At 46.5% G+C, this 25,093-nt stretch carries 17 protein-coding genes; 12 read left to right on the top strand and 5 right to left on the bottom strand.

Translation table 11 applies throughout. The features are described 5' to 3' along the window. The first annotated feature begins 221 nt into the window (after positions 1 to 221). From galM to A6E01_RS03000, 4 genes are all read left to right on the top strand, one after another. Positions 222 to 1,292: a galactose-1-epimerase gene (gene galM, locus A6E01_RS02985; RefSeq protein WP_017029197.1), complete on the top strand. Its 1,071-nt coding sequence runs from the start codon at positions 222 to 224 to the stop codon at positions 1,290 to 1,292. Between the two features lie 266 nt (positions 1,293 to 1,558). After that, positions 1,559 to 2,473 (top strand): carbohydrate ABC transporter permease, encoded by a 915-nt coding sequence (locus A6E01_RS02990; protein WP_017031198.1) that lies wholly within the window; start codon positions 1,559 to 1,561, stop codon positions 2,471 to 2,473. After that, on the top strand, positions 2,473 to 3,321 hold the full coding sequence (locus A6E01_RS02995; protein WP_017242546.1) for a carbohydrate ABC transporter permease: 849 nt from the start codon (positions 2,473 to 2,475) through the stop codon (positions 3,319 to 3,321). The genes A6E01_RS02990 and A6E01_RS02995 overlap by 1 nt, the downstream gene beginning before the upstream one ends. Positions 3,322 to 3,373: 52 nt before the next feature. Further along, the gene (locus A6E01_RS03000) at positions 3,374 to 4,600 is read left to right on the top strand and encodes an ABC transporter substrate-binding protein (protein ID WP_017242545.1); all 1,227 of its coding nucleotides are present in this window, start codon (positions 3,374 to 3,376) and stop codon (positions 4,598 to 4,600) included. Between the two features lie 47 nt (positions 4,601 to 4,647). On the opposite strand, the gene A6E01_RS03005 is transcribed toward A6E01_RS03000, so the two are convergent. Next, the gene (locus A6E01_RS03005) at positions 4,648 to 5,649 is read right to left on the bottom strand and encodes a substrate-binding domain-containing protein (protein WP_065209533.1); all 1,002 of its coding nucleotides are present in this window, start codon (positions 5,647 to 5,649) and stop codon (positions 4,648 to 4,650) included. A 435-nt stretch (positions 5,650 to 6,084) separates the two neighbouring features. Between A6E01_RS03005 and A6E01_RS03010 the strand changes: the two genes are divergently transcribed. After that, a complete protein-coding gene (locus A6E01_RS03010) occupies positions 6,085 to 7,389 on the top strand; it encodes a dicarboxylate/amino acid:cation symporter (protein ID WP_065209534.1) in 1,305 nt (434 codons plus the stop codon). 118 nt (positions 7,390 to 7,507) lie between these two features. Here A6E01_RS03010 and dapD read toward each other — a convergent pair whose 3' ends face one another. The 3 genes from dapD to A6E01_RS03025 form a co-directional block, all read right to left on the bottom strand. Further along, positions 7,508 to 8,539 carry a 2,3,4,5-tetrahydropyridine-2,6-dicarboxylate N-succinyltransferase gene (gene dapD, locus A6E01_RS03015; RefSeq protein ID WP_065209535.1) on the bottom strand — a complete coding sequence of 344 codons (1,032 nt, stop codon included), beginning with the start codon at positions 8,537 to 8,539 and terminating at the stop codon, positions 7,508 to 7,510. A gap of 289 nt (positions 8,540 to 8,828) precedes the next feature. Beyond that, on the bottom strand, positions 8,829 to 9,122 hold the full coding sequence (locus A6E01_RS03020; protein ID WP_017029109.1) for a YebG family protein: 294 nt from the start codon (positions 9,120 to 9,122) through the stop codon (positions 8,829 to 8,831). 54 nt (positions 9,123 to 9,176) lie between these two features. After that, a complete protein-coding gene (locus A6E01_RS03025; protein ID WP_065209536.1) occupies positions 9,177 to 10,109 on the bottom strand; it encodes a LysR substrate-binding domain-containing protein in 933 nt (310 codons plus the stop codon). A 104-nt stretch (positions 10,110 to 10,213) separates the two neighbouring features. On the opposite strand from A6E01_RS03025, the gene A6E01_RS03030 reads away from it, so the two are divergent. The 4 genes from A6E01_RS03030 to recD all read left to right on the top strand — a co-directional run bounded on the left by A6E01_RS03030 (position 10,214) and on the right by recD (position 20,854). Further along, a complete protein-coding gene (locus A6E01_RS03030) occupies positions 10,214 to 11,179 on the top strand; it encodes a TDT family transporter (protein WP_065209537.1) in 966 nt (321 codons plus the stop codon). A gap of 236 nt (positions 11,180 to 11,415) precedes the next feature. After that, on the top strand, positions 11,416 to 14,847 hold the full coding sequence (gene recC / locus A6E01_RS03035; RefSeq protein ID WP_065210339.1) for an exodeoxyribonuclease V subunit gamma: 3,432 nt from the start codon (positions 11,416 to 11,418) through the stop codon (positions 14,845 to 14,847). Between the two features lie 263 nt (positions 14,848 to 15,110). Beyond that, entirely contained in the window at positions 15,111 to 18,695 is a 3,585-nt protein-coding gene (gene recB / locus A6E01_RS03040) for an exodeoxyribonuclease V subunit beta (RefSeq protein WP_065209538.1), read from the top strand. Next, positions 18,695 to 20,854, top strand: coding sequence for an exodeoxyribonuclease V subunit alpha (recD, locus tag A6E01_RS03045; RefSeq protein ID WP_065209539.1), 2,160 nt, complete (start codon positions 18,695 to 18,697; stop codon positions 20,852 to 20,854). Before recB ends, recD begins: the two co-directional genes overlap by 1 nt. An 18-nt stretch (positions 20,855 to 20,872) precedes the next feature. On the opposite strand, the gene argA is transcribed toward recD, so the two are convergent. After that, positions 20,873 to 22,192, bottom strand: a complete 1,320-nt coding sequence (gene argA / locus A6E01_RS03050) for an amino-acid N-acetyltransferase (RefSeq protein WP_017029115.1) — start codon at positions 22,190 to 22,192, stop codon at positions 20,873 to 20,875. A 192-nt stretch (positions 22,193 to 22,384) separates the two neighbouring features. On the opposite strand from argA, the gene mltA reads away from it, so the two are divergent. The 3 genes from mltA to csdE all read left to right on the top strand — a co-directional run bounded on the left by mltA (position 22,385) and on the right by csdE (position 25,085). Then, complete coding sequence (gene mltA / locus A6E01_RS03055; RefSeq protein WP_065209540.1) at positions 22,385 to 23,470, top strand: murein transglycosylase A; 1,086 nt, start codon at positions 22,385 to 22,387, stop codon at positions 23,468 to 23,470. A gap of 349 nt (positions 23,471 to 23,819) precedes the next feature. Beyond that, the gene (gene tcdA / locus A6E01_RS03060) at positions 23,820 to 24,632 is read left to right on the top strand and encodes a tRNA cyclic N6-threonylcarbamoyladenosine(37) synthase TcdA (RefSeq protein ID WP_017031185.1); all 813 of its coding nucleotides are present in this window, start codon (positions 23,820 to 23,822) and stop codon (positions 24,630 to 24,632) included. 12 nt (positions 24,633 to 24,644) lie between these two features. After that, positions 24,645 to 25,085, top strand: coding sequence for a cysteine desulfurase sulfur acceptor subunit CsdE (csdE, locus tag A6E01_RS03065; RefSeq protein WP_065209541.1), 441 nt, complete (start codon positions 24,645 to 24,647; stop codon positions 25,083 to 25,085). Positions 25,086 to 25,093 lie beyond the last annotated feature (8 nt).

The raw sequence follows: 25,093 nt of genomic DNA on the forward strand, positions 1-25,093 counted from the left end.
TTTTCATCAAATTTATCAATGAATGATCAAGTAGTTCTGAGTACAAAGGTGTTGGGTTTTGAACTTAACCAACAAACTCAAAAAGCAATGCGTGATGACCTAGTCATAACCACTATTAGAATAGATACCTACCTCGTGATTATTGTTATCTTTATCTCAAAGAATATCGATTTTACGGGGCTAGCCACGCGTAAAATGCACATTTTAAAGGATAGAGTTCAATGACCATTTCACATGCTCATTTATTAGAAAGTTTGAGCAAGGGTGTTGCCAGTGATGGACAGCCCGCACGCGTTTATCAATTAAAGAATAGTCACGGGATGGTAGCGACATTCATGGATGTTGGAGCAACATGGCTCAGCTGTCAGGTCCCAGTTCGAGATGAGATGCGTGAGGTTCTCCTTGGTTGCGATACCATGGATAAATTTAACCAGCACTCAGCCTTCATGGGAGTAACAGTAGGTCGCTACGCCAATCGCATCGCTAACGGCCAGTTCAGCATCGATGGCACACCTTTTCAGATAGAAGTCAGTGAAACTGGCCATATGCTGCATGGTGGTAAAGTTGGCTTTGATAAATATCGATGGAACGTTGACGCTGCCACTGAGCAACGTATTCAGTTTTCAATCGTATCTGCTGATGGTGACCAAGGTTTTCCTGGTGAAGCCGAGGTTATAGTTACTTATGAATTAACTGAACTCAATGAGGTTAAGATTGGTTATACAGCGACAACAAGCAAACCAACCTTAATGAACCTAACGAACCACGCCTACTTTAATTTGATGGGCGCCGACTCTGGCGAAGATTGCCTAGGTCATGTGCTCAGTGTTAATGCTAATCAATTCTTACCTACCGATGAATTAGGCATCCCTGTTGGTGAGTTGCGTGACGTTGCAGAGACTGGCTTTGATTTCTTGTCGCCAAAGGTGATTGGTCAAGATCTACTATTGGATGAAGAGCAGAAGCTATGCAACGGATACGATCATTCTTTCTTATTGAGTGAAGAGTGCTTAGAAGGGGAGTGTGCAGCAACGGTAACCTCTCCAGATAGCTTGCTAACAATGAAAATGTTCACCACAAAACCGGCTGTACAACTTTATACTGGCAACTTCTTACAAGGTACTGCAAATCGTATCGATGGACAGTACGATACTTACGGTGGGGTCGCATTGGAAACCCAATATTTGCCTGATAGCCCTAATCATCCTGAGTGGCCACGTCAGAGTTGTGTCCTTAGAGAAGGCGAAACCTATAGCCACACAACGACCTATCAGTTCCTCAATAATATGTAGTTCTTCTCATCGGTTTTTAGAAGTTAGAGGTACTTTCGAGTGCCTCTTTGCATTTCTGCTCAATAGAAAAACCCTATAATAATTTCAATAGCTTACCACTTAACACTTTTCTCAGTAATTGATGAAAAAACTGCCACATAGGTAACAAAATGAACGCTATCTGATATTGGCCTATAAATTGGGGTCTACACTCTAATCATTGTTGCAGGTGCCGCCTGCTGCTGAGGTTTCCGCCTCTATAACTCAATGATTTTTGGAGTATCGATATGCAGCCATCTCTCGCGAATGAGACTGCAAAAGGTCGCCCTCCGGTAAGCAAAAAAAAGGCAAGTTCTAAACTATCGCCGTGGCTGTTTCTGTTGCCGGCGTTATTGGTGTTTTGTGTTTATGTTGTTTACCCGATCTTTCAGAGCATCTGGCTCAGCTTTTTTGAATGGGATGGCCTAGGTGAAAAGACCTGGGTCGGCCTTGATAATTACCGAGAGTTGTTTGATTCTGAGGCGTTCTATACCTCTTTGAAAAACAACACCTTATGGTTGGTGTTTTTTATGCTAGCCCCGCCTATTGGCTTAATGATCGCCTTGTTCTTGAATCAACAGGTGAGAGGGATCCGCGTTGTAAAATCGCTATTCTTCTTCCCTTTTGTTATCTCTCAAGTTGTTGTTGGCCTTGTGTTTGCTTGGTTCTACGACCCATCGTTTGGTTTGTTTAACATTGCTATTGGAGCATTAGGTTTCGACCCTATTTCTATTTTGGCCGATGAAGACTTAGTCACCTACGGCATCATAGCCGCCGGTCTATGGCCACAAATCTCCTATTGCATGATCTTGTACTTAACGGGTCTGAATAATCTCGATCCTGAACAAATTGAAGCGGCTCGCTTGGATGGCGCGAAAAGTTGGCGAATGCTGTGGTTTATCGTTTTGCCTCAACTAAGACCGGCCACCTTTATTGCCATTGTCGTGACCGTGATTGGCGCACTGCGTTCTTTCGACTTGGTTGCCACTATGACCGCTGGTGGTCCTTGGGGCAGCTCTAGCGTACTTGCTTATCAAATGTATGAAGAGTCGATCTTCAATTATCGAATGGGATATGGCGCTTCAGTTGCGGTGGTGCTGTTCCTGATTATGGATATCTACATCGCTTACTTTTTATGGCGCATGCTAAGGAGTGAGAAGTAATGTTTCCCAAACCGATTCAAAAATCAGGTGCGTTAGCCAGCATGAGTTATCGCGTTGCCCTGCCTATCGCACTGGTCTTGTGGCTACTTCCTCTCATTGCGGTAATGCTCACCTCAATACGTTCAATGGACGATATCAACAAAGGCAACTACTGGGGCTGGCCGGAAGACACTCAGATGGTGGAGAACTATACGCAGGTATTTACCTCTACGGCGATGGGCGACTATCTACTTAACAGCCTAATGATCACCTTGCCGGCGGTTGCGGGCGCAGTGGCTTTATCGACGCTGGCAGGCTTTGCTCTGGCTAAATACCGCTTCTCAGCCAATATCTGGATCTTTGCTCTTTTTATCGGCGGCAACTTTGTGCCGTTTCAAATCTTAATGATCCCAGTGAGAGACTTAACCATTGCGTTTGGTCTCTACGATACTCACTGGGCTCTGATCTTCTTCCATATCGCCTTTCAAGCCGGATTTTGCACCCTGTTTATGCGCAACTTTATTGTTGGGATACCCGATGCTCTGATTGAAGCGGCGCGAGTGGAAGGGGTGAAGGAGTGGCGCATATTTTGGTATGTGGTTCTGCCTTTAGTCAGGCCGGCCTTGGCAGCCTTAGCTGTGCTGGTATTTACCTTTATTTGGAATGATTTTTTTTGGGCGCTAGTGCTGGTGCAAAGCGATGAGGTGAGGCCGGTTACAGCAGGCTTGAGTTCTTTGCAGGGACAGTGGTTAGCGTCATGGCAATTTATGTCAGCTGGAGCCGTCGTAGCCGCGATTCCCCCAGTCGTGCTGTTCTTTACTATGCAGCGACACTTTATTGCCGGCTTAACCCTAGGAGCGACCAAGTAACTTGGTCGAATAGTTAGGATCAATAGACCCTATTAATTAAGGACTAATAACTATGAAATACGTGAAGCTACTCTCTGCCAGTATCGCCTTGAGCGCTATGCTGGGAACTTCAGTTCAGGCAAGAACTCTGGTCATCAACTCTGATGCGTCAGATCCGGCTCCAAAAGAAGCATGGGCAGAGATTGTTGACCGTTTTGAAAAGGCCAACCCAGAGATTGAGGTTAAATATAACCTTTATGACCACGAGTCTTACAAGACCACAATTCGTAACTGGCTAGTGACCTCACCGCCGGACGTGGTGTTCTGGTATGCGGGTAATCGTATGAAAACCTTTGTAGACCGTGGCTTGTTTGAAGATGTCAGTGACATCTGGAAAGACAATAATATGGTGCAAGACTTTGCATCTGCAGCACCTGCGATGACGGTGGATGGTAAGCAGTATGGTGTGCCATACACCTATTACCAATGGGGCATTTATTACCGCAAAGATATCTTTGATAAGCATGGTATCGCAGAGCCCAAAACCTGGGATGAGCTAAAGGCTGCATCGGCTAAGCTAAAAGAAAATGATGTCACTCCGTTTACCATTGGTACTAAATACCTTTGGACGGCGGCAGGCTGGTTTGACTACCTCAACTTGCGCACCAATGGTTTAGATTTCCATATCCAGTTAATGGATGGCAAGGTGCCTTATACCGATGATCGAGTGAAGAAAACATTCGAGAACTGGGCTGAGTTGGTGGAGCCTGGCTACTTCCTGAAAAATCACGCGTCATATTCATGGCAAGAAGCGCAACCTTTCTTATATAACGGACAGGCTGCAATGTACCTAATGGGCAACTTTATTACACCAAACTTCCCTGAGGAACTTGACGGCAAGATGGGCTTCTTCCAGTTCCCTGTGATCGATCCTGCAGTAGGTATGGCAGAAGACGCGCCAATGGATACCTTGCACATTCCAAGTAAAGCGAAAAATAAAGACGATGCACGCTTGTTCCTAGAGTTTGTTGCACAGGCTGAGAATCAGCAGTTGATCAATGAACTGCTACTTCAGATCCCAACCAATAGTAAAGCAAAAGCCAAGTCTGACCCGTTCTTAGATAAAGGCGTGGCAATGCTGGCATCTTCCGACGGTACTGCTCAGTTCTACGACCGAGATACCGATCCAGCGATGGCAAAAGAGGGCATGAAAGGCTTCCAAGAGTTTATGGTGCACCCTGATCGCATCGAGAAAATCTTAGAAAGACTAGAGAAAACAAGAGCGCGCACGTTTAAATAGCAGCTTCTGATAGTAAAAGCCCCTTCTATATAATAGAAGGGGCTTTTTTATTTTATAGGACTGACCGAGTCACGCTTTACTAATGTGGGTGAGAAGCGCAGTGGGTGCTCAGAAATCGGAGCATCACTGGCGAGGCGTAAGGCAAGTTCCGTAGCCTTTTCTGCCATTAACTCAACAGGATAACGAATAGTCGTCAGGCGAGGCTTCACATAGCGAGCAATTAGACCGTCATCAAAACCAATAATGGAGATATTCTCTGGGGTGGAGAGGTGGTTTTCATCCATTATCGACATAGCGCCAGCGGCCATGTAATCGTTATAGGCCACTACGGCAGTAATGGGTAGAGACTTAGCCAGTAGATTGGTCATTGCCGCTTCGCCGCCCTGGTTATTAGGGTTACCAAACTCAGTGTAGTGTTCGGGAAGCACTTGATTGTGGTCAGTCAGTGCATCTTTATAGCCATTGATGCGCTCTTCTGTATCAGAGATAGCGTGTGATGAGGCGATACACGCAATTTGCGTATGCCCTTGCTTCAGTAAGTACTCAGTCGCTAGGTAGGCGCCCTTATAATTATCCAGAGAAATACAACGAGAACTAATGGCATCGATGTGCCTGTTGATCACAACCAAGCCTTTCACTTCGTTGGCATAGTCAATCAACTCTTCGTCTGTGAGTCCCTTTGCGTGGATGACCAACGACTCACAGCGACTATTAATAAGAAGCTCTATGGCTTGGCGTTCCTGTTCTCGGTCATGATAGCCATTACCGATAAGAATGTGCTTTCCATTCTCTCTGGCCACTTTATCGACCGCGCCCACTAGGCTACCAAAAAAAGGGTCTGCAACATCGCTCACCAATACACCTATGGTATTCGTGCTTTGGCTGACTAACGCTCGAGCGTTGGCATTAGGTCTATAGCCAAGGGATTTCATTGCAGTCGTGACTGATTGAACGGAGGCTTTGCTCGCTTTGGGGCTGTTGTTGATGACTCTTGATACGGTTGCCACCGAAACCCCTGCCAATTTTGCGACATCTTTTATCGTTGCCATACATTGCGTCCTAATAATTCTTCATTTCATTAAACGAATAAAATGTAAACGAATCAACATAAACCGAATCGTGTTATTTATTGGTGAGATAAGTCTAATAAAAATAACGCTCTAAGTATTGTAAACGTTATCAGTTACTGGGTGCTTATCGTCTTGTTGCAGGATTTTTGTACTGGAGAGGGTTTTAGGCGGTCAATTATTGTATCACTGTGATTTTATAGACATTTAGTGTCTGATTTTTAATCGCCAATGTGTGTTTTTTGTAAAAATACAGTGTTGCAGGGTCCTTGAAGAGGTAGCATCGTGTGATCTTGATCGCGTTTTTATTTTTTTTAAGCCAAATGATAATAAATATCAGCTATTCGCCTGCTAACCTGCTCGCGACTTTGTAGCCGTTCAAAGTAAAAATTATAAGATAAATAGGAGTGTTCATAGATGAATACCGATAAGAAAATGTCACTGACCGCCCGAGTAATTCTGGGTATGGGTTTAGGGATACTGACAGGCTTTATCATTCGATTAGCTTTTAGCGAAAACCAGTTTATTAATAACTATCTAGTCAATGGTTTATTTGATGTAGGTGGTTCAATTTTTATCGCTAGCTTGAAAATGCTTGTTGTGCCTTTAGTGTTTGTATCACTGGTGTGTGGTACTAGCTCACTTAAAGACATTGCCACTCTAGGCCGTCTAGGTGGTAAAACAATCGCGTTTTACTTAGTAACTACGATGATCGCAATCTCTATGGCGATCTTCATGGGTACTGTATTCCAGCCAGGCGCTGGTGCAGACCTGGCTGCTGCGACAAGCTTTGCTGCAACTGAAGCTCCTTCACTGGGCCAGGTTATTGTAGGCATGTTCCCGACTAACCCAATTAACTCAATGGCACAGGGTAACACCCTACAGATCATTGTGTTTGCAGTATTGTTCGGTATCGCGATCAGTGCTTGTGGTGAAACTGGTGAGCGCGTAGCTGCGGCATTCCAAGACATCAACGAAGTGATCATGAAGCTAGTAGCGCTTCTAATGAACATTGCACCATACGGTGTGTTCTTCCTGATGGCGAAGCTGTTCACAACCATTGGTCTTGGCGCAATCATGAACCTAGGTGAGTACTTCCTAGTTCTAACTGCTGCACTTCTGATTCAAGGTCTAGTGGTTTACCCGCTTATCCTAAAAGCAACAACAGGTCTTAACCCTCTTAACTTCCTGAAGAAGATGGAAGATGCGGTAATGTTCGCGTTCTCAACCGCTTCTTCAAACGCGACGATTCCAGTGACTATGGAAACTGCAACTCATCGTTTAGGTGTTAAGAACCGCGTAGCCTCTTTCACTGTACCACTAGGTGCAACCATCAACATGGATGGTACTGCTATCATGCAGGGTGTGGCGACAGCCTTTATTGCTCAGGCATTCAATATTGACCTAACCATGGGTGACTACCTAACGGTTATCCTAACAGCAACGCTAGCGTCTATCGGTACAGCCGGTGTTCCTGGTGTAGGTCTAATCATGCTAGCGATGGTATTGAACCAAGTAGGTCTTCCTCTAGAAGGTATCGCTCTAATTATGGGTGTTGACCGTCTACTTGATATGATTCGTACCGCAGTAAACATCACCGGTGACAGTGCTGTTACGGTTATCGTTGGTAAGTCTGAAGGTGCACTGGATGTGGATACATTCAACAACCCAGACGCTGGTAAGAAAGAAGAAGAAGTTCATCTTCACCCAGTAAGAGACTAACTTATTGATTTAGCATCGAAGGGAGCCTTGGCTCCCTTTTTTTGTATCTATTAAAGTTCAAAAACAAAAGAGGCTGCGTATAAACGCAGCCTCTTCTTTTAAAACCATTAGCTGGTGATTAGTTATTGCTGTGTAGTTCGCTGTTTAGCTCTACTGCAGACTTGTTCGTTAGACACTCAACCGCACCCGTTTGCGAGTTGCGACGGAACAGTAGGTCAGACTTACCTGCTAGGTCACGAGCTTTTGCCACTTCAACTTCTTGGCCATTGTTATCCAGCATGCGCACCTTAGTACCTGAAGTCACGTAAAGACCTGACTCGATAGTACAACGATCGCCTAGCGGGAAACCAAGACCAGCGTTTGCGCCAAGTAGGCTGTTCTCACCGATAGAGATAACCACTTTACCGCCACCAGATAGCGTACCCATGATAGATGCGCCGCCGCCGATATCAGAGCCGTCACCGACCATAACACCTGCAGAGATACGACCTTCAACCATGCTAACGCCAGTAGTGCCAGCGTTGAAGTTGATGAAGCCTTCATGCATAACGGTCGTGCCTTCACCCACGTGTGCGCCAAGACGAACGCGAGACGTATCTGCAATACGTACGCCTGCAGGAACCACGTAATCCACCATTTTAGGGAATTTATCTACGCAATCTACGCTTAGAGCGCGGCCTGCAAGACGAGCTTCCATTTGGCGATCAGCAAGTTCTGGAAGGTCGATAGGGCCTTCGTTAGTCCATGCGATGTTGTGAAGAAGACCAAAGATGCCGTCAAGTACAGTGCCGTGAGGTTTAACTAGACGGTGAGAGATCAGTTGTAACTTAAGGAAGCCTTCAGCAACAGACTGTGGCTTTTCATCGCTTTCAAGTACAACGATAACCAAAGGTTGCTCAGATGCCGCTGCTTTTGATGCAAAACGTGCACTTTCCGCTTGGCCATTGCTTTCAAACGCGCTTGCAAGTGCAGCACATTGCTCAGAAGTAATTTCTAAGCTTTGGTTGCCTTGCTCATAACCCGCAACTTCCTTAACTGCAGCAACAAGTTCAGCTGTAGGGTTCAGGATAGGGGTTGGGAAGAAAGCTTCAATAATTTTGCCATCACGGTTTTTAGTCGCGCTACCGAGTGCTAGTGCAAAGAAAGACATCAATTAATCTCCATATATCGTGTTCAAGCACGCCTCACACACCTATTTGCAATGCATCCAGATGAGTAGACGTACCTCTCAAATTTTGTTGATAGCTTTACACTATAAAGAGCGTTCGCTTGGCTGAAAAGGGGTAAATCACGAAAACTGACAAAATGCTGAAACAAGGGAGCTTATGGAGACTAGGGGAGTAGAAAGCTTGGGTGTTTTATAACGGGGAGATAGAGCGGTGCGAAGAAAAAAGAGCCCTGCAATTCAAGGGTGAGTGCAGGGCATTAAGATAGCGTTTTTAAGCAGCGTCAGACTCTGAAGAATCAGGTACAGCTTCAACCTTTGGCTTCTTTGGCGCAGGTTTGCGCTTAGCACCTAGAGCGTAAAGAACCTCTTCTTTGTGCTTCGCTAGATACATAGACAACTCTTCTTGCTGGCCTTCATCGGTGATGATTTCGCTATTGCCCAAAAGCTCGAACAATTCATCTGCCATATCCAGCATCTTGTCATATGCGTCCGCTTCGGCTTTCGAGGTAAAAGTCATCTTTTCTTCTCCGTTGCGTTCTACCACGTACTTGACGATAACAGCCATGGTCCATCCTCATTAAATTGTTTATAAATTGAATACTGGTTATTTATACATAAATCACTCTTTACAGTCTAGCCGAGTTGGTGATTTTGTGGGGTGATCGGTTAAACGCCATTCAAGGCTGTATTGTAAGAATGCATCGAGTAATGGGTTTAAGTATTTATCTTTGTGTAAAACGATCTGCATGGAGCGCTCAAGAGGTAAGCCAATGTTGAGTTTCTTCACCTTGCCCGCCTTTATGGCGCTATCTACCGACAGCTCTGACAAACACGCAAGGCCAAGACCTGCGGTTACGCCATTGATGATTGCTTCGCTGCTACTGAGTTCAAACTCTGTCTGCCAATCTTGTAAATGTTCGGCGACATGATTGATGAAATAATCGCGAGAGCCAGAGCCAGCTTCCCTCAGCAACCACGTCATATCTTCAAGGTCACTAAAGGTAAGGGCTTCTTTAGTCGATAAGGGATGATCGGCTTGGCTTATCACACACATCTGATCAAAACCAAACGGATGATGAATGAGCTTAGGCGAATCTTCATTGCTCTCAATAAACGCGATATCAATCTGGTAATCGAGTATTTTCTGACCTAGGTCAGAGGAATTTGATAGCAAGGCTTTAAACTCGACCGCCGGATGTTTTTGTTTGAAGTCTTGTATAAGAAACGGCAGCAGTTGATTACCTATGGTATCGCTTGCCCCTAGTCGCAACTCACCACTAAGTGATTCAGCGTTATTGAACAGGCCCTGAATCGAGTGAGCTCGATGCAGCAGTTCATCGGCTATAGGCAGTAGCTTTGTGCCTTCATTGTTGATGATCAATCGATTGTTAATGCGATCAAAGAGGGTATGCCCCAGTTGGTTTTCCAGCTCATTGAGAGACAAGCTCACTGCAGCCTTGGACAAGAATAGAGTCTGGGCTGCAGCAGACAAAGAATTGGCTTTGGCCACAGAGGTGAACACCTCTAGCTGACGTAGAGTAAATGGAATCATAGTGTTTTATTTTACTTAACGTTGGTTTTAAATCTTTAAATATTCATAAACATAGCTCAAGAGTAAACTAAGCGCATCAAGTAAATCATGAGCGGAGTAATCTAATGCAAACACAATCTCGTTTAGCCAAGGCACCCACCCCAATGGCAGGGCTGGCTCTAGGTATTGCTAGCCTAGGCTGGTGTTTGGAAAATCTTGGTGTTTTTGGCGGTTATGCGCAAATCACAGGGGCTGTTATTGCATCCGTGTTGTTATCCGTTTTAGCCGGCAAGTTTCTGCTTCATTCGCATCTACTAAAACAAGACCTTTCACACCCCGTTGTAGGGAGCGTAGTGCCTACTTTTGCTATGGGTTGCATGGTGGTGTCGTATGCTATCGGACAACATTTAGCATGGCTTGGTAACCTAATGTGGGTGATGTCTGTCGCCTTGCATATTGTGTTCTTGGTGAGCTTTATTTTTCATCGAAGCCAAAACTTTGAGCTGCACCATATGGTTCCAAGCTGGTTCGTACCACCGGTAGGCATTGTTGTCGCGGCGCTGACTTATTCTGGCAGTTCATCTCTGCATTGGATTGGTGAGTACACCTTGTATTTTGGCATGGCGACTTACGCAGTCATGCTTCCAGTGATGATTTACCGCTTTATATTCTCAGAATTGGTTCAAGATGCAGCTAAGCCAACCATCGCTATTTTGGCCGCTCCTGCAAGCCTTTCATTGGCAGGTTACCTCTCGTTTGTTGAGTCACCATCACCTGTCATTGTGGCTTTGCTGTTTGGTATTGCCATCCTTATGACATCGGTTATCTACATGGCTTTCTACCGCTTGTTAAGACTGCCATTTAGCCCAGCGTATGCAGCCTTCACCTTCCCTCTAGTGATCAGCGCAACGGCCTTGTTTAAAGTGGTCGCATGGATGAGCGAGATTGGTGTACCGGCTGAATATGTTAAGCAAGTGCATGGCATAGCATTGGTTGAGCTAGCAGTAGCGACCCTAGTAGTAGGTTATGTAGCGATACAATATTTAAATAACCTATTGATTCAACCTAGGTTAGAGGTGAGTCTTAAATAACTCACTTTGAGGCATCATACCAATCACACTAAGTAAGTGATCAGAAATAGACAGAAAAAATGCTCGAGAACAAGGCAGAGTTTTTCGATAAGTAGTTATTCTACAATCAAAAATTCTAACGCAGTTATCGAGCATTTTAGCCAGCTAGAATGACCAGTTATTTAGTACGATTGGTATCAATAGCAGTAGGGTGTGGTAATCTTATTGCAATTGATTCAACGGATTGTGAGCCTGCCTTGTTTACTGTTTATCATTCAAACCAGATCGATCTCCTCAAATCTCTACTCATTGCACTTATTCGCCAGCAACCTTTAACCTCTCCCTTTGAGCAAGAGCAAATCTTAGTGCAAAGCCCTGGTATGTCTCAGTGGTTAAAGATGGAACTGGCCAAGGATATGGGGATTGCCGCCAATCTCAATTTTCCTCTTCCAGCGACCTTCATTTGGCAGATGTTCATCGAAGTATTGCCTGATGTCCCCAAGCGTAGTGCCTTTAATAAAGAGGCGATGACTTGGAAGTTGATGCAGGTATTACCAAGCAAACTTGAGCAGGATGAATTTTCCTCCCTTGCGACTTACCTTGAGCACGATGACGACAACTCAAAGCTGTTTCAATTGGCGGGCAAGATTGCCGATATCTTCGATGGTTACTTAGTGTATCGCCCTGACTACATTACCGCTTGGGAAAATAATGAGCATCCTGCGGAGCTAGAAGAACAAGGCTTGTGGCAGGGTGAGTTATGGCGTGAGTTGTATCGCTTTACTGAGCAACTAGGTCAGTCGAAATACCACCGTGCAAACCTGTATCAAGATTTCATCGATAAACTGGCCAGCCTGTCTGAGATAAGCAGTGACAATGTTCCCAAGCGCCTGTTTGTGTTTGGCATTAGTTCTTTGCCCCCCAAATATTTGGAAGCGCTCAAGGCCTTGGGTGAGCATATTGATGTGCATCTGATGTTCCATAACCCATGTCGCTATTACTGGGGGGATATTAAAGATCAGCGCACTCTAACAAAAATGGCGGCTAAGGTTAGGCCGCGCATTCGCTGGCATGGACAAGAGTTGAATGAGGAGGAGGGGATCCCTGTTCTTAAAGGCGATATTGAACACAATGCCCTGCCAGAGTTTCACCACGATGCTATCAGCAACAACCTACTGGCCTCTATGGGTAAGCAAGGGCGTGACAACCTACATCTATTGTCTGAGCTTGATAGTAACGAGGTTGAAGCCTTTGTGGATCTTGATGCCAAGACGCTGTTGCAGAACATTCAGCAAGATATTTTACAGCTCAATCAACATCAAGATGACACTAAGCTAGAGCAAAGCCTGCATAAGCAGGCGGTATCGAAACACGACCGTTCTCTATCCATACATTGTTGCCATAGTGCCACTCGTGAAGTGGAAGTATTGCACGATCAGCTTCTACATCTATTCAATCAAGACTCGTCACTAAAGCCGCGCGATATCATTGTGATGGTAGCGGATATCAATGCCTACTCTCCGGCGATCAATGCCATCTTTGGCAACGCCACCGGTGACAGAAGGATTCCGTACTCTATTTCCGACCGAAGCGTGGCGGAAGAGACGCCGATCTTAAATGCGTTTCTTCAGCTGTTGGACTTACCTAATAGTCGCTGTGGTCGCAGTGAGATGATGGAGATATTGGAAACCCCTGCAATACTGCAACGCTTTGGGTTATCGGCCTCAGATTTTGAACTGATTAATTTGTGGGTCGAAGAAGCGGGCGTGCGCTGGGGGCTTAATGACTCAACCGCCACTGAATTTGAACTGCCTAGCCTAAATCAGAATACCTGGGTGTTTGGTTTACAGCGTATTTTGCTTGGCTACAGCATGTCGGCCATATGTCAGCCATTAGAGTTGAGCAGCGGCAGGTTAGCACCCTATGAGCAAATAGAGGGAATGCAGGCTGAGCTTGCAGGAAAGCTAGCAGCCTTCATTGATAAGGTATTGCATTATCGCAGCGCTCTCAATGAGCCTCAGCATAGTGCGCAATGGCAAACACAGCTGAATGCCTTGGCCAATGACTTCTTTGAGCTAGATATTGAAAATGAGATAGCCCTAACCAGTATTCGTGATGCCCTGTCTTCATTGACGCAGCAAACTACTGAGTCTGGTCTAGATACGGCTTTGAGTCATCAAGTGGTCTCTGAATACCTGCAAGACAAACTGGATAGCTCCCGTGTCAGTCAGCGCTTTTTAGCCGGACAAGTGAATTTCTGTACCCTAATGCCAATGCGCTCCATCCCGTTTGGTGTGGTGTGTCTACTGGGAATGAACGACGGGGTTTATCCTCGAACCGTTGCCCAAGAAGGCTTTGATTTGATGACAGTAAAGAGTCGCATCGGTGATAGAAGCCGTCGTGATGATGACCGATATCTATTCTTGGAAGCGCTACTTTCTGCTCAACAAGGCTTGTATATCAGTTACATAGGGCAATCCATTCTCGATAACAGCGAATGTTTACCCTCGATCTTGGTGACCGAGCTACTCGAGTACTGTTCACAAAATTACTGTCTTGATGGCGACGAGCCTCTCTCTGTGGACGACTCAGGTAAACACTTGCTGGAGCATCTTACCTCTCATCACAGCATGACCCCATTTAGTCGTGAGGCTTTTGAAAATAGCCAAAGCTTTGCTGCTGAGTGGCTACCTGTGGTGAACGGGGTTTACTCTCAAGCTGATAAGTTGAGTACGCCTTTATCCGATTACTTTATGGAACGAGAGGCGTTGTCTGAGATTGAATTAGATCAGCTGTTATCGTTTTGGTCACTGCCTGTGAAGTACTTCTTCAATCAGAGGCTTCAGGTATGGTTTAACAGCGAAAAAGAGCTGATTGAAGATGAAGAGCCCTTTTCTTTAGGGGGGCTTGAGCGCTATTTGTTACGTGATGAGATAGTCGCGGCTATGTTAAACGGTGGAGGTACAGAGGTAGAGCAAGTGGCTCACTACTACCGCAGCTCAGGGCAATTACCCATTGGAAACTTTGGTGACCTAGAGGTCGCGGAGAACCAAGATGCCATGAGAGAGTTGGTCACTGAGATTGAGTTCTATACCAGCAATAAGCAGCCTTCTTTACCTGTCTCTTTGAAGGTGCAGTACCGCGACAAGTGGCTAACGATCACTGGCTGGTTAGATAGCCATTATGCCTCTGGTCTGGTTCATTATCGCGTAGGTCGTGTTCGCTCCAAAGACATTCTGCAAGCGTGGATTAAACACTTGTGTGCGTGTGCTTCAGGTGTGGCGGTGACGAGTCATCTTATTGGAATATCAAGCAAAAAAGAGATTGAGTACTTTTCTTTGGCGGCTATTGAGCCGCAAGATGCATTGGATTTTCTACACGATCTCGTCGCGCTATATTTTGAGGGTATGACTAAACCACTGCCTTATTTCCCTCGTTCGGCGCATGCAGCGACACAAGAGTTTGTGAAGAAGTCGAAGAAGGGAGATACCGAAGTTGCCAGAGAAGCAGCAATAGGCAAATTTAGCTCGACAGTCCTTGGTGATGATTACAACTCGGGTGAAGCGGATGATATGTACATTCAGCGCGCATGGCCACAATGGAGCGAAGAATTGCAACAAGGTGGGTATCAATTAGCTGAAAGGGTCTTGTTGCCTGCGCAAGAAAGACTGCAAGAAAAATCCAAATAACGGAAATCGGCAAAAAGAGAAAGGGTGGCCACCAGCATTTATTATTTGTAGGGTAATTGCTGGTGGCCAAAGGGTCAGAGAGACCTCTTATTTTTTAGTTCTTTATAGGCTTGGTGCGTAGCACTCATAATTTGAGGGCAAGCTTACGCATAACTGTTTGTTATATCAGTGAGTAGGATCGCAAACTTCATCGGATAATGCTCAACAAACAGCAATGAAACTCGGCTTCATAACATTGATCACATATTTAGATAGGGTTCACTATGACAAATGATGCGCAAATTCTTCCTGCGCCGCTTGAGACAATGACATTTCCTTTGCATGGCGCACGCTTAATTGAGGCATCTGCGGGCACGGGAAAGACCTTTACCATTGCCGGACTCTATCTAAGGCTGTTATTGGGACACGGCGATAACGACTCAGCGCACCAAACACCACTTACTGTAGAGCAGATCTTGGTGGTGACCTTTACTGAGGCGGCAACCGCAGAGCTCAAAGATCGCATTCGTGCGCGGATCCACCAAGCACGGGTGGCGTTTAGCCGAGGTCATAGTGATGATCCTGTGATCAAGCCACTGTTAGAACAAACGGATGATCGCGATCGCGCCTGTGAATTGTTACTGGCTGCCGAGCGGCAGATGGATGAAGCCGCAGTTTATACCATTCATGGATTTTGCCAGCGCATGCTGACACAAAATGCGTTCGAGTCGGGTAGCCGCTTCAAAAGCCAATTTATTAAAGATGAAACCCAGCTAAAAGAACAAGTGGTGGCCGATTATTGGCGTCGCCATTTCTATGGTATGAGCGCCAGCATGGTGTCAGAGATCCGCAGTCACTGGAAAACACCGCAAGCCCTGTACGCGGATCTGAATAATTTTATCAGTGGTAATGAGGTCTACATTCACTCAGAGGTTGAAAAGGGAGACCTAGAAACCCTGTATGCTGAGCGTATTGCCGTTCTTGCCGAGCTCCAGAAGCAATGGTCAGCAGACAGCGCTGACTTTGAAAAGTTGATTATGGAATCTGGGATCACCAAAAATCCCTACAACAAGAAGAACGTACCGAACTGGATAGGACAGATTGATAGTTGGGCAGCAAAACCACTCACCAGTATTGCTGTGCCTGAGTGCTTGGAGCGCTTTAGCTCCAGCACGCTGCAAGCCAAGACTAAACCTGACAAGCAAGCGCCAGAGCATGTGGTATTTGATCATATTGATGAATACTGCTCATTGCCTGCTCTTGAGGTGAAGCAGGCTATCCTAAGCAATGCCATTCCCGAATGTCGTGCCGAGTTGCAAAAATCAAAGGGACAGCAGCAGAAATTGTCCTTTGATGATCTGCTAAGCCAGCTCGACTATGCCTTGCAAGCGGACGATGAAGGGCTGTTGTCCGAGCGTATTCGCGGGCTATATCCCGTTGCGATGATTGATGAGTTTCAAGATACGGATCCTCAGCAATACAACATTTTTAGACATCTCTACCTGCAGCATCCTGAGTGTGGATTGTTCATGATTGGTGACCCTAAGCAGGCCATCTATGCCTTTCGCGGCGCCGATATTTTTACCTATATCCGCGCACGTAAAGAGGTGACCTCGCACTTTAATCTCACCACCAACTGGCGCTCCAGCAAAGATATGGTAGAGGCGAGTAACGCGCTGTTTCAAGAGGCTGAATCTGCGTTTATTTATGATGATGACATCCCTTTTACTGCCGTCTCTGCAAGCCCGGGAGCGGATCAAAAGTCGTGGTCGCTCAATGGTGAAACTCAATCAGCCATGACGGTTTGGCTGAAGGAGAACGAGGGCGAAGCGGTAGCAAAGGGCGATTATAACCAAAGCATGGCGCAGTCCACCGCCACGCAAATACAGCGCCTGTTAAGCGCATCCGATACTGGCAATGCACTGCTGCATGGCTCCAAAGATGAGCGAATTCAAGCGGGCAATATAGCAGTGCTGGTGCGGACAGGGCGCGAGGCGAATTTGGTTCGTAGAGCACTGTCAGAGAAAGGCGTTGCTAGTGTGTATCTCTCCAACAGAGACAGCGTTTTTGCAAGCCCAGTGGCCAGTGATGTGTTGCTATTTCTACGTGCAGCATTGCACTTTGATAACGACAGAGCACTGCGCACAGCCGCCGCCAGTTCCTTGTTTGACCTTTCTCTATTTGATCTAGAGCGCTTGAATCAAGATGAACAATACTGGGAACTGCTGAGCCAAGAGTTTAGTGATTACCGACAGTTGTGGCTGAAGGCCGGGATCATGCCGATGATCCGTAAGCTAATCCAATATAGAGAGCTAGCCCAAAGGCTACAAAATGAGCATCAGGGGGAGCGAATACTTACCGATCTCATGCATCTGGCTGAGCTGTTGCAACAAGCCTCAGCAGAGCTAGAAAGTGATCATGCTCTGCTGCGTTGGTTTGAAGAGCACATCTTTGAAGCGGGCAGTGGTGATGCTGGAGACGAACAGAAGCAGCGCTTGGAGTCGGAAAAGAACTTGGTTCAGGTGGTGACCATCCACAAATCCAAAGGCTTGGAATACGACATTATTTTTGTTCCCTTTGTCAGTGCTTTTAGAAAAAGTGACAAGGCACTGTATTACGACGCTGAGCAGCATCGCACGCGATTTGATCTGGATAATAATAGCGAGGGTATTGCGCTTTCAGATAAAGAGAGGCTTGCCGAGGATTTGCGTCTTATCTATGTTGCGGTCACTCGTGCGGTCTATGGTTGCTATCTCGGCGTTGCGCCGCTAAAGGAAGGTCGTAGTAAAAAAGCCAGCGCACACCTGAGTGCGATTGGTTATTTGTTGCAGGGTGCAGAAGCGCAAGAAGCCTCAGCGCTCTCTAGTGCTCTGCATGTGTTAGAAAACAGCTATCCATCAATACAGGTTTGTGAACCGCTTGCCTGGGATGACGTTCGCTATCAAGCCCCACACGTTGAGCAGTCCCTGTTACAAGCTAGTAAGATGCAACAACAGATAGATTGGCGCTGGAGAATGACCAGTTACTCGGGGCTGGTGAAACAAGGGCATGGCTCAAGCCACAAAGACGAGAGTGTTTGGTTGGATACAAGCTTAGATATTGATGCCTCTGATGATCAAACGCCACTGCTTGATTTGAACAAAAAGACCATGTTCAACTTCCCGCGCGGTGCGAGACCCGGCACCTTCTTGCATACCCTGTTTGAAGAGGTTGAATATACAGAGTCAGCCTTTACCGCAGACAATGAAGAGATCATCAAGCAGCTTCTGATCAAAGAGCAGCTAGATGAAGAATGGCTGCCAGTACTGCAACAGATGATCGATAAGGTGCTCAATACCGACCTAGATGGCAGTGGAATCAAACTATCGGAAAAACAGCCACAGCAACGACTAGTAGAGATGGAGTTTCTTCTTCCCATCGAAATCTTGTCCGCTCAGCGGTTTAATGCCATCACCCATAAGCATGACTCTTTAACTGCGCAAGCCGGAGATTTGGGCTTTGCTCCTGTAGAGGGAATGTTGAAAGGGTTCATCGATTTAGTGTTTGAGCATCAAGGGAAATACTATGTACTGGACTGGAAATCCAATCACCTTGGAGACAACGCAGAAGACTATCATCAGAAAAGCCTCGATGAGGCGATGATCGGTCATCGCTATGATGCGCAGTATCAAGTCTATGCCTTAGCCCTACACCGATTCTTAAAAAGCCGACTACAAGACTACTCATACGAGACTCATTTTGGTGGGTGTTTTTATCTATTCTTGCGCGGTATGGATGGCAGCGGTGACTATGGTGTCTTTCATGCCAAGCCATCGCAACAAATGCTAGAGGAACTGGATGCACATATTCGTGGCGAGGAGGCTATCTAATGGTAATGACTAGCGAAAGCCTATCAGAAACACTTAACCTTACCGACATTGCACCCGAGCAACTGGTCAATTATCGACAGAAAAACTGGCTAGAATGGCTCGAGGTCATGGCCAGTGTGGGAATGATCAGAGATATCGACTTCCAACTAGCAAAATTCTTTGCAGCGCAAGAAAAAGGCGCGTCAGCGCAGCGCATTGCCGTTATGGCTTGCGCGGTGAGTTATGAGCTGAGCAAGGGCAACTCATGCCTACCCATTTTAGATAACTGGAATCCCTTAAAGGTGCTCGGGGTTAACCAGCTTGAGCCTTTATTTGCCCCAGAGCTATTGCAATGTGATTGGGTCCGCGAGCTCAAAGCCTCTAGCTTAGTGGCGCATGATTTCCAAGATGCAATGCGTCTGCCACTGGTGTTTGAGTTTGGAAGCCTGTATTTGCAAAAGTATTGGCATTTTGAGGGAGCACTAGCACAAAAAATATTGGAGTATGCAGAGCCCATTGCCATGGAGGCGAGTAAGCTCTCCACCTTGAGGCTTCAGTTAGATCAGCTGTTCGCTTGGCAGCTGAACTATCTATTCTCTGAGCTCCAGACACTGAAGAAAAACAATGCCAGCACAGCGGTAGTTCAAAGAGCCATTTGTGAGTCGTTGGATGTGCTTGATGTTGAGGGGATTGCCATTGATAAAGTCGTGGCTATTGCTACACAGGCGCGCCATGTTAGTGAGCTTGAGGTGCTTAAGGAGTATATCCCCTTGAGTGCCTGCTTGAACCATCAGAAAGTAGCGGCAGCGACGGCCTTAACTAGGCGATTTTGCGTCATCTCTGGGGGCCCTGGTACAGGGAAAACGACGACGGTTTCCAAGCTGCTAGCAGCCTTAGTATCATCCAGTGACTCTGAGATCACGATAAAGCTAGCGGCGCCCACGGGCAAGGCAGCCGCTCGTCTTACCGAGTCCATTGGCCAAGCCATAGACTCACTGCCTGTTGCACCTGAGATAAAGGAAAGGATCCCAACCTCAGCCAGTACACTGCATCGCTTGCTTGGCGCTATTCCTAATCGAACTGAGTTCAAGCACAACTCTCACAATCCCTTGCATTTAGATCTATTGATCCTTGATGAAGCGTCTATGGTCGATTTACCTATGATGTATAAATTGCTCAGTGCATTACCTGCTCATGCCAGATTGATTTTACTCGGTGACAGAGACCAACTGTCATCGGTTGAGGCAGGCGCTGTACTAGGGGATATTTGTCAGCTTGGAGGCCAAGGTTATGGCTTGGCGCATCGAGAGCACCTTAATAAGCTGACGGGCTATCAATTACCCTCTTCGAATCAAGTAGGAACCGCGATTGGCGATAGCTTATGTGTTTTGCACAAAAGCTTTCGTTTCCATAGCCGTTCTGGTGTGGGCAAACTGGCAAGGGCTATTAATTCGGGTAACAGTAAAGAGGCCGAACAGGTCTTCTTGGCAGGCTTTGAAGATATAGCACACTTTGAAGTGACCGCTGATAGCTACCAACAACTCATCAATACCTTAGTAGGGCGTTATCAGGAGTACCTATCTTTGCGATACGCAAATAATGGCGAAATGACAATGCCTTCGTTTGCTCGTAGCGTTTTGCAAAGCTTTGCCAATACGCGATTGCTGTGCGCGGTGCGTGAGGGAGAATTTGGAGTAGAAGGCACTAATTCCAATATAGAGCGAGCGCTGGCACGTAAGAACCTCATACCCGTCGAACGAGACACATGGTATATCGGGCGTCCAGTCATGGTGACCAGCAATGACCATAGCCAGCAGTTGTATAACGGAGATATTGGCATTTGTTTGCTTGATGAAAGCTTAGAAGAGCCGCGTCTGAAGGTGTATTTCGAGCTTCCCGACGGCAGTGTAAAGGGCGTACTGCCTAGCAGGGTTCCGCCCCACGAAACAGCCTACTCTATGACAATACATAAATCTCAGGGTAGTGAGTTTAGCCACACCTTGCTGCTGCTACCTAAGACGCCAACACCGGTATTGACGCGAGAGCTGTATTACACCGGTGTGACTCGAGCGAAACATCAGCTGAGTGTATATGCCGATAAAGCCATTATGCAACGAGCTATAAAGCAGAAAACAGCGCGAAGCAGTCACCTGTCACAGCGTTTGGCAACCGATGGCTAACGATTTAACGGCTATTACTTAGGTGACATCCAGCGCTAGGATCTTTGATTTACGCTGGAAGTTGTAAAGGTCCTGCTTTTTAATGGGCAGGGCCTCAAGGTCGATTTCACTAAAGCCTTGTTCTCTAAACCAATGCAAGCTGTGGGTGGTGAGAATAAACAACTGCTTGATCCCTAAAGAGTCAGCTTGGTTCTTCATATGCGCAAGCAGGTGAGCCCCTCGATTTCCATCACGGTACTCAGGGTGAATAGCCACACACGCCATTTCCGCCATTTGGTCTTCAATATAGGGATAGAGCGCCGCGCAGCCAATAATAAGTTGGTCTTTGACTATGATGGTAAAGCGCTCAATCTCTTGCTCTAGTTGCTCACGAGAGCGACGCACTAAGATGCCATTATTCTCCAGCGGCTCTATGAGATCCAAAATACCGCCGATATCATCAATACTCGCGATACGCACTTGCTCCGCACTAGCGGTGACGACTTGTGTACCAATACCATCTCTAGAGAAGAGCTCTTGGATCAAGGCTCCATCATCCACATAGCTGACTAAGTGGCTACGTTGCACCCCTTTACGGCACGCTTTGACTGCCGCCTGCAAGAAGCGATGAGTGCTTGGGGCGTTGTTATTCGCCTCTTGTTGTAGAATATGCTCCACCTCATGAGGGAATAACTCTGCTGCAACCTCTCCATTAGGCTTGATATAGCCTTGGTCTGAGCTAAACCCGATCAACTTGTCGGCGCTTAATTTAATGGCCACCTGTGTGGCAAGTTCTTCTGAAACAAGATTAAAGCACTCTCCGGTAACGGAACCGGCAACAGGGCCAATCAACACAATGGAGCCTTGCTCTAGCGTGCGGTTGATTCCTTCTACATCGATACGTCTTACCCGGCCACTGTGCTGATAATCGATGCCGTCTTCGATCCCTAAAGGCTGCGCGATAACAAAATTGCCACTGACTACGTTCAGTTGAGTTCCCGCCATTGGCGTGTTGTTCAGACTCATAGACAAATGAGCAGTGATGGCCAGTTGCAACTGCCCTGAGGCTTGCATGACATGCGGTAACATAGAGGATTCTGTTACACGAATATCTTTATGGTAGGGCGAGCTTAATGATTGCTGACCCAGACGCTGATCAATCTGCGGACGAGCACCATGTACCAGAACGAGTTTCACTCCAAGGCTATGTAGCAGAGCGATATCACTGACAATATTAGGAAAGTTGTCATGACTAAGCGCCTCGCCACACAGGTAAATCACCATGGTGCTATCACGGTGTGCGTTTACGTATGGGGTGGACTGACGAAATCCTTTTACCAGCTCAGTACTGCGATACATGCTTAAACTCTTTGAGTGAATTTTTATACAATAATAATGACTATTTATATAATTACAACTATTAACCGCATAATGAAGAATGACGCACTTCTATGTTAATTGTGTGTGATTTTTCTTACAGGCATTGCGCAAAGCAGGGGAGTTTGTCATTCTGCTTTTCTAAGGTTTATTCAAGGACATAAAACCCAGTCAATGCGCAAATTTATACCTCTTCTTACCCTGGCTACTTTGATGGCAGGGTGTGCTCAGCAAGCTGAACGTGGTCAGCAAGATTTTGACCAAGAGTTTCAGCAACCGCTTACTCAAACAGACACCGTTGAGAGCAACGCCTTTAGGGATCTCAATTCATTTGATGCGCAGGCAAAACAGGTGTTGGATAACTCACCGTCAATGGCGAATAAGTATCAAGACCTTTATCAGCAATTGTCTGAGTGGGCTCTGCAAAGTGGAGATCCGACTGAGCTTGCCAACTATGGTGTGCAAAGTGCCCAGATGAAAGGGGGAGACAGCAAGGGCAATGTAATGTTTACCGGTTACTTCTCACCTGTGATTGAATTACGCCATGAGCCTGACGCCACCTACAAATACCCTGTTTATGGAAAACCTAGCTGTTCTCAGCAATGTCCAACTCGCGCGCAGATTTATGATGGTGCACTTGAGGGGAAAGGGCTTGAACTCGGTTATGCTGATAACATGATTGACCCTTTCTTAATGGAGGTTCAAGGCAGCGGCTTTGTACACTTTGGTGATGACAACAGCATGCAATATTTTGCCTATGCGGGTAAAAACAACCGACCTTACGTTAGCATCGGTCGTATTTTGATAGAGCGGGACTTGGTTGAAAGAGAGAAAATGTCGCTTCAAGCCATCAAGCAATGGGTGACAGAAAACGACGAAGAGACGGTGAAAGAGCTACTGGAACAGAATCCTTCTTATGTATTCTTTGTGCCAAAAGACGATCTAGCGGTACGTGGAACCGCAGGTATCCCATTACTACCAATGGCTTCGGTGGCAGGGGACAGAGAGCTTTTGCCTATGGGTACTCCAATCCTTGCGGAGGTGCCTTTATTAAATGCTGATGGTACTTGGTCTGGCGCTCATGCACTGCGTTTGCTTTTAGTCCTAGATACCGGCGGTGCGGTCAAGCAAAACCATCTTGACCTTTATCACGGCATGGGCGCTCGAGCGGGCGTGCAATCAGGGCACTATAAGCACTTTGGCCGAGTGTGGAAGCTCGGGCTAGAGAACTCAGAAACGGCTAATCCTTGGGAGTTGTAAAAAAATCAGCTTCAAGCTGCGAGTTGTAAGCTGCTAGCCACAAGCTACAAGCCACAAGCTAGCATCTTGTTTACATGCCGGACTCCAAGGGCTCCGTCATTCCCGAGCGCTTTTATCGGGAATCTGTTTCTAGGTAGCATGATTGAAGGTCCCCGACCAGAGTGCTGGCCCAGAAAAGCCCTTGGGGACCACGGTTTGTTGCTTAGCGTGTATTTTCAATGTGTGCTAAGAACGACTTGCAGCTGACAGCTGATCGCTGAAGGCTATTTCCCCCCCAAGCTATAGACATTAATCACAAGAGTGCGTATAAAACGCACTCTTGTTGTTTTATGTTCAGAGAAAAATCGTCATGCGAGAATTAACGACCCCAGCATCCGAATCCTATGACCAACGCTTTGGTGGCACTCGTCGCCTGTATGGTAATAGTGAGGTAGAGATTTTACGCGCCGCTCATGTGTGCGTGATTGGTATTGGTGGCGTTGGTTCTTGGGCTGTAGAGGCTTTGGCGCGAAGCGGTGTCGGTGAGCTAACCCTGATTGATATGGATGATGTGTGTGTAACCAACATTAACCGTCAAATCCATGCCATGACAGGCACTGTAGGTAAAAGCAAGATTGAGGTGATGGCCGAGCGTGTCGCTTTAATTAACCCTGATTGTAAGGTTAACCTGATTGATGACTTTATCGATCAGGACAACCAAGCAGAGTATCTGAGCAAAGAGTTTGACTATGTGCTGGATGCGATTGATAGCGTAAAAGCAAAGGCATCTTTGCTAGCCTATTGTCGTAGCAACAAAATTAAAGTGATTACTATCGGTGGTGCTGGTGGTCAGGTTGACCCTACTCAAATCTGTGTTGCGGACCTGAGTAAAACCGTGCAAGACCCATTGGCAAAGAAGATTAAAGATCAGCTGCGTCGCTTCCACAACTTTAGTAAGAATCCAAAGCGTAAGTTTGCTATCGACTGCGTCTTTTCTACTGAACAACTGAAATACCCACAAGCAGACGGCAGTGTTTGCGCTGTTAAATCCACAGCGGAAGGGCCTAAGCGTATGGACTGTGCCACTGGTTTTGGCGCGGCGACCGTAGTAACTGCAACCTTTGGTTTCGTGGCGGTCTCGCGTATCATTGAGAAACTGATTCAAAAGCACAGCTCGAACTAAGGCCGAACCACAATGACTTATCCTGAGAACCCTTTTGGCACCTCAATCACAGAGGCGGATATTCTAGCGCAGATGCAGCAGTGTCAGGGTTGGGAACAACGTTATCGTCAGGTGATACAGTGGGGCAAGAAACTGCCAACAATGCCAGAGTCGCTAAAGGCAGAGCAAGTGCTTGTTGCAGGTTGTGAAAGTCAGGTATGGCTGGTTGGCGAGCAGGATAATGGCGTTTGGCAATTTTGCGCAGATTCTGATGCGCGTATTGTACGTGGCTTGATTGCATTAGTGTTAGCGGTTTTCAATGGTAAAACCAGCGAGCAGATCCAGCAGTTTGATGTGGAAGGTTACTTTGAAAGCCTTGGCTTATTGCAACATTTAAGCCCATCACGCGGTAATGGGCTTAAAGCTATTGTCGAGAAGATACAAGCTACAAGCTGTAAGCGATCAGCTAACTAAACTGATAG

The sequence above is a fragment of the Vibrio breoganii genome (assembly GCF_001677275.1).
In the GTDB taxonomy this organism is placed as follows: Bacteria; Pseudomonadota; Gammaproteobacteria; order Enterobacterales; family Vibrionaceae; genus Vibrio; species Vibrio breoganii.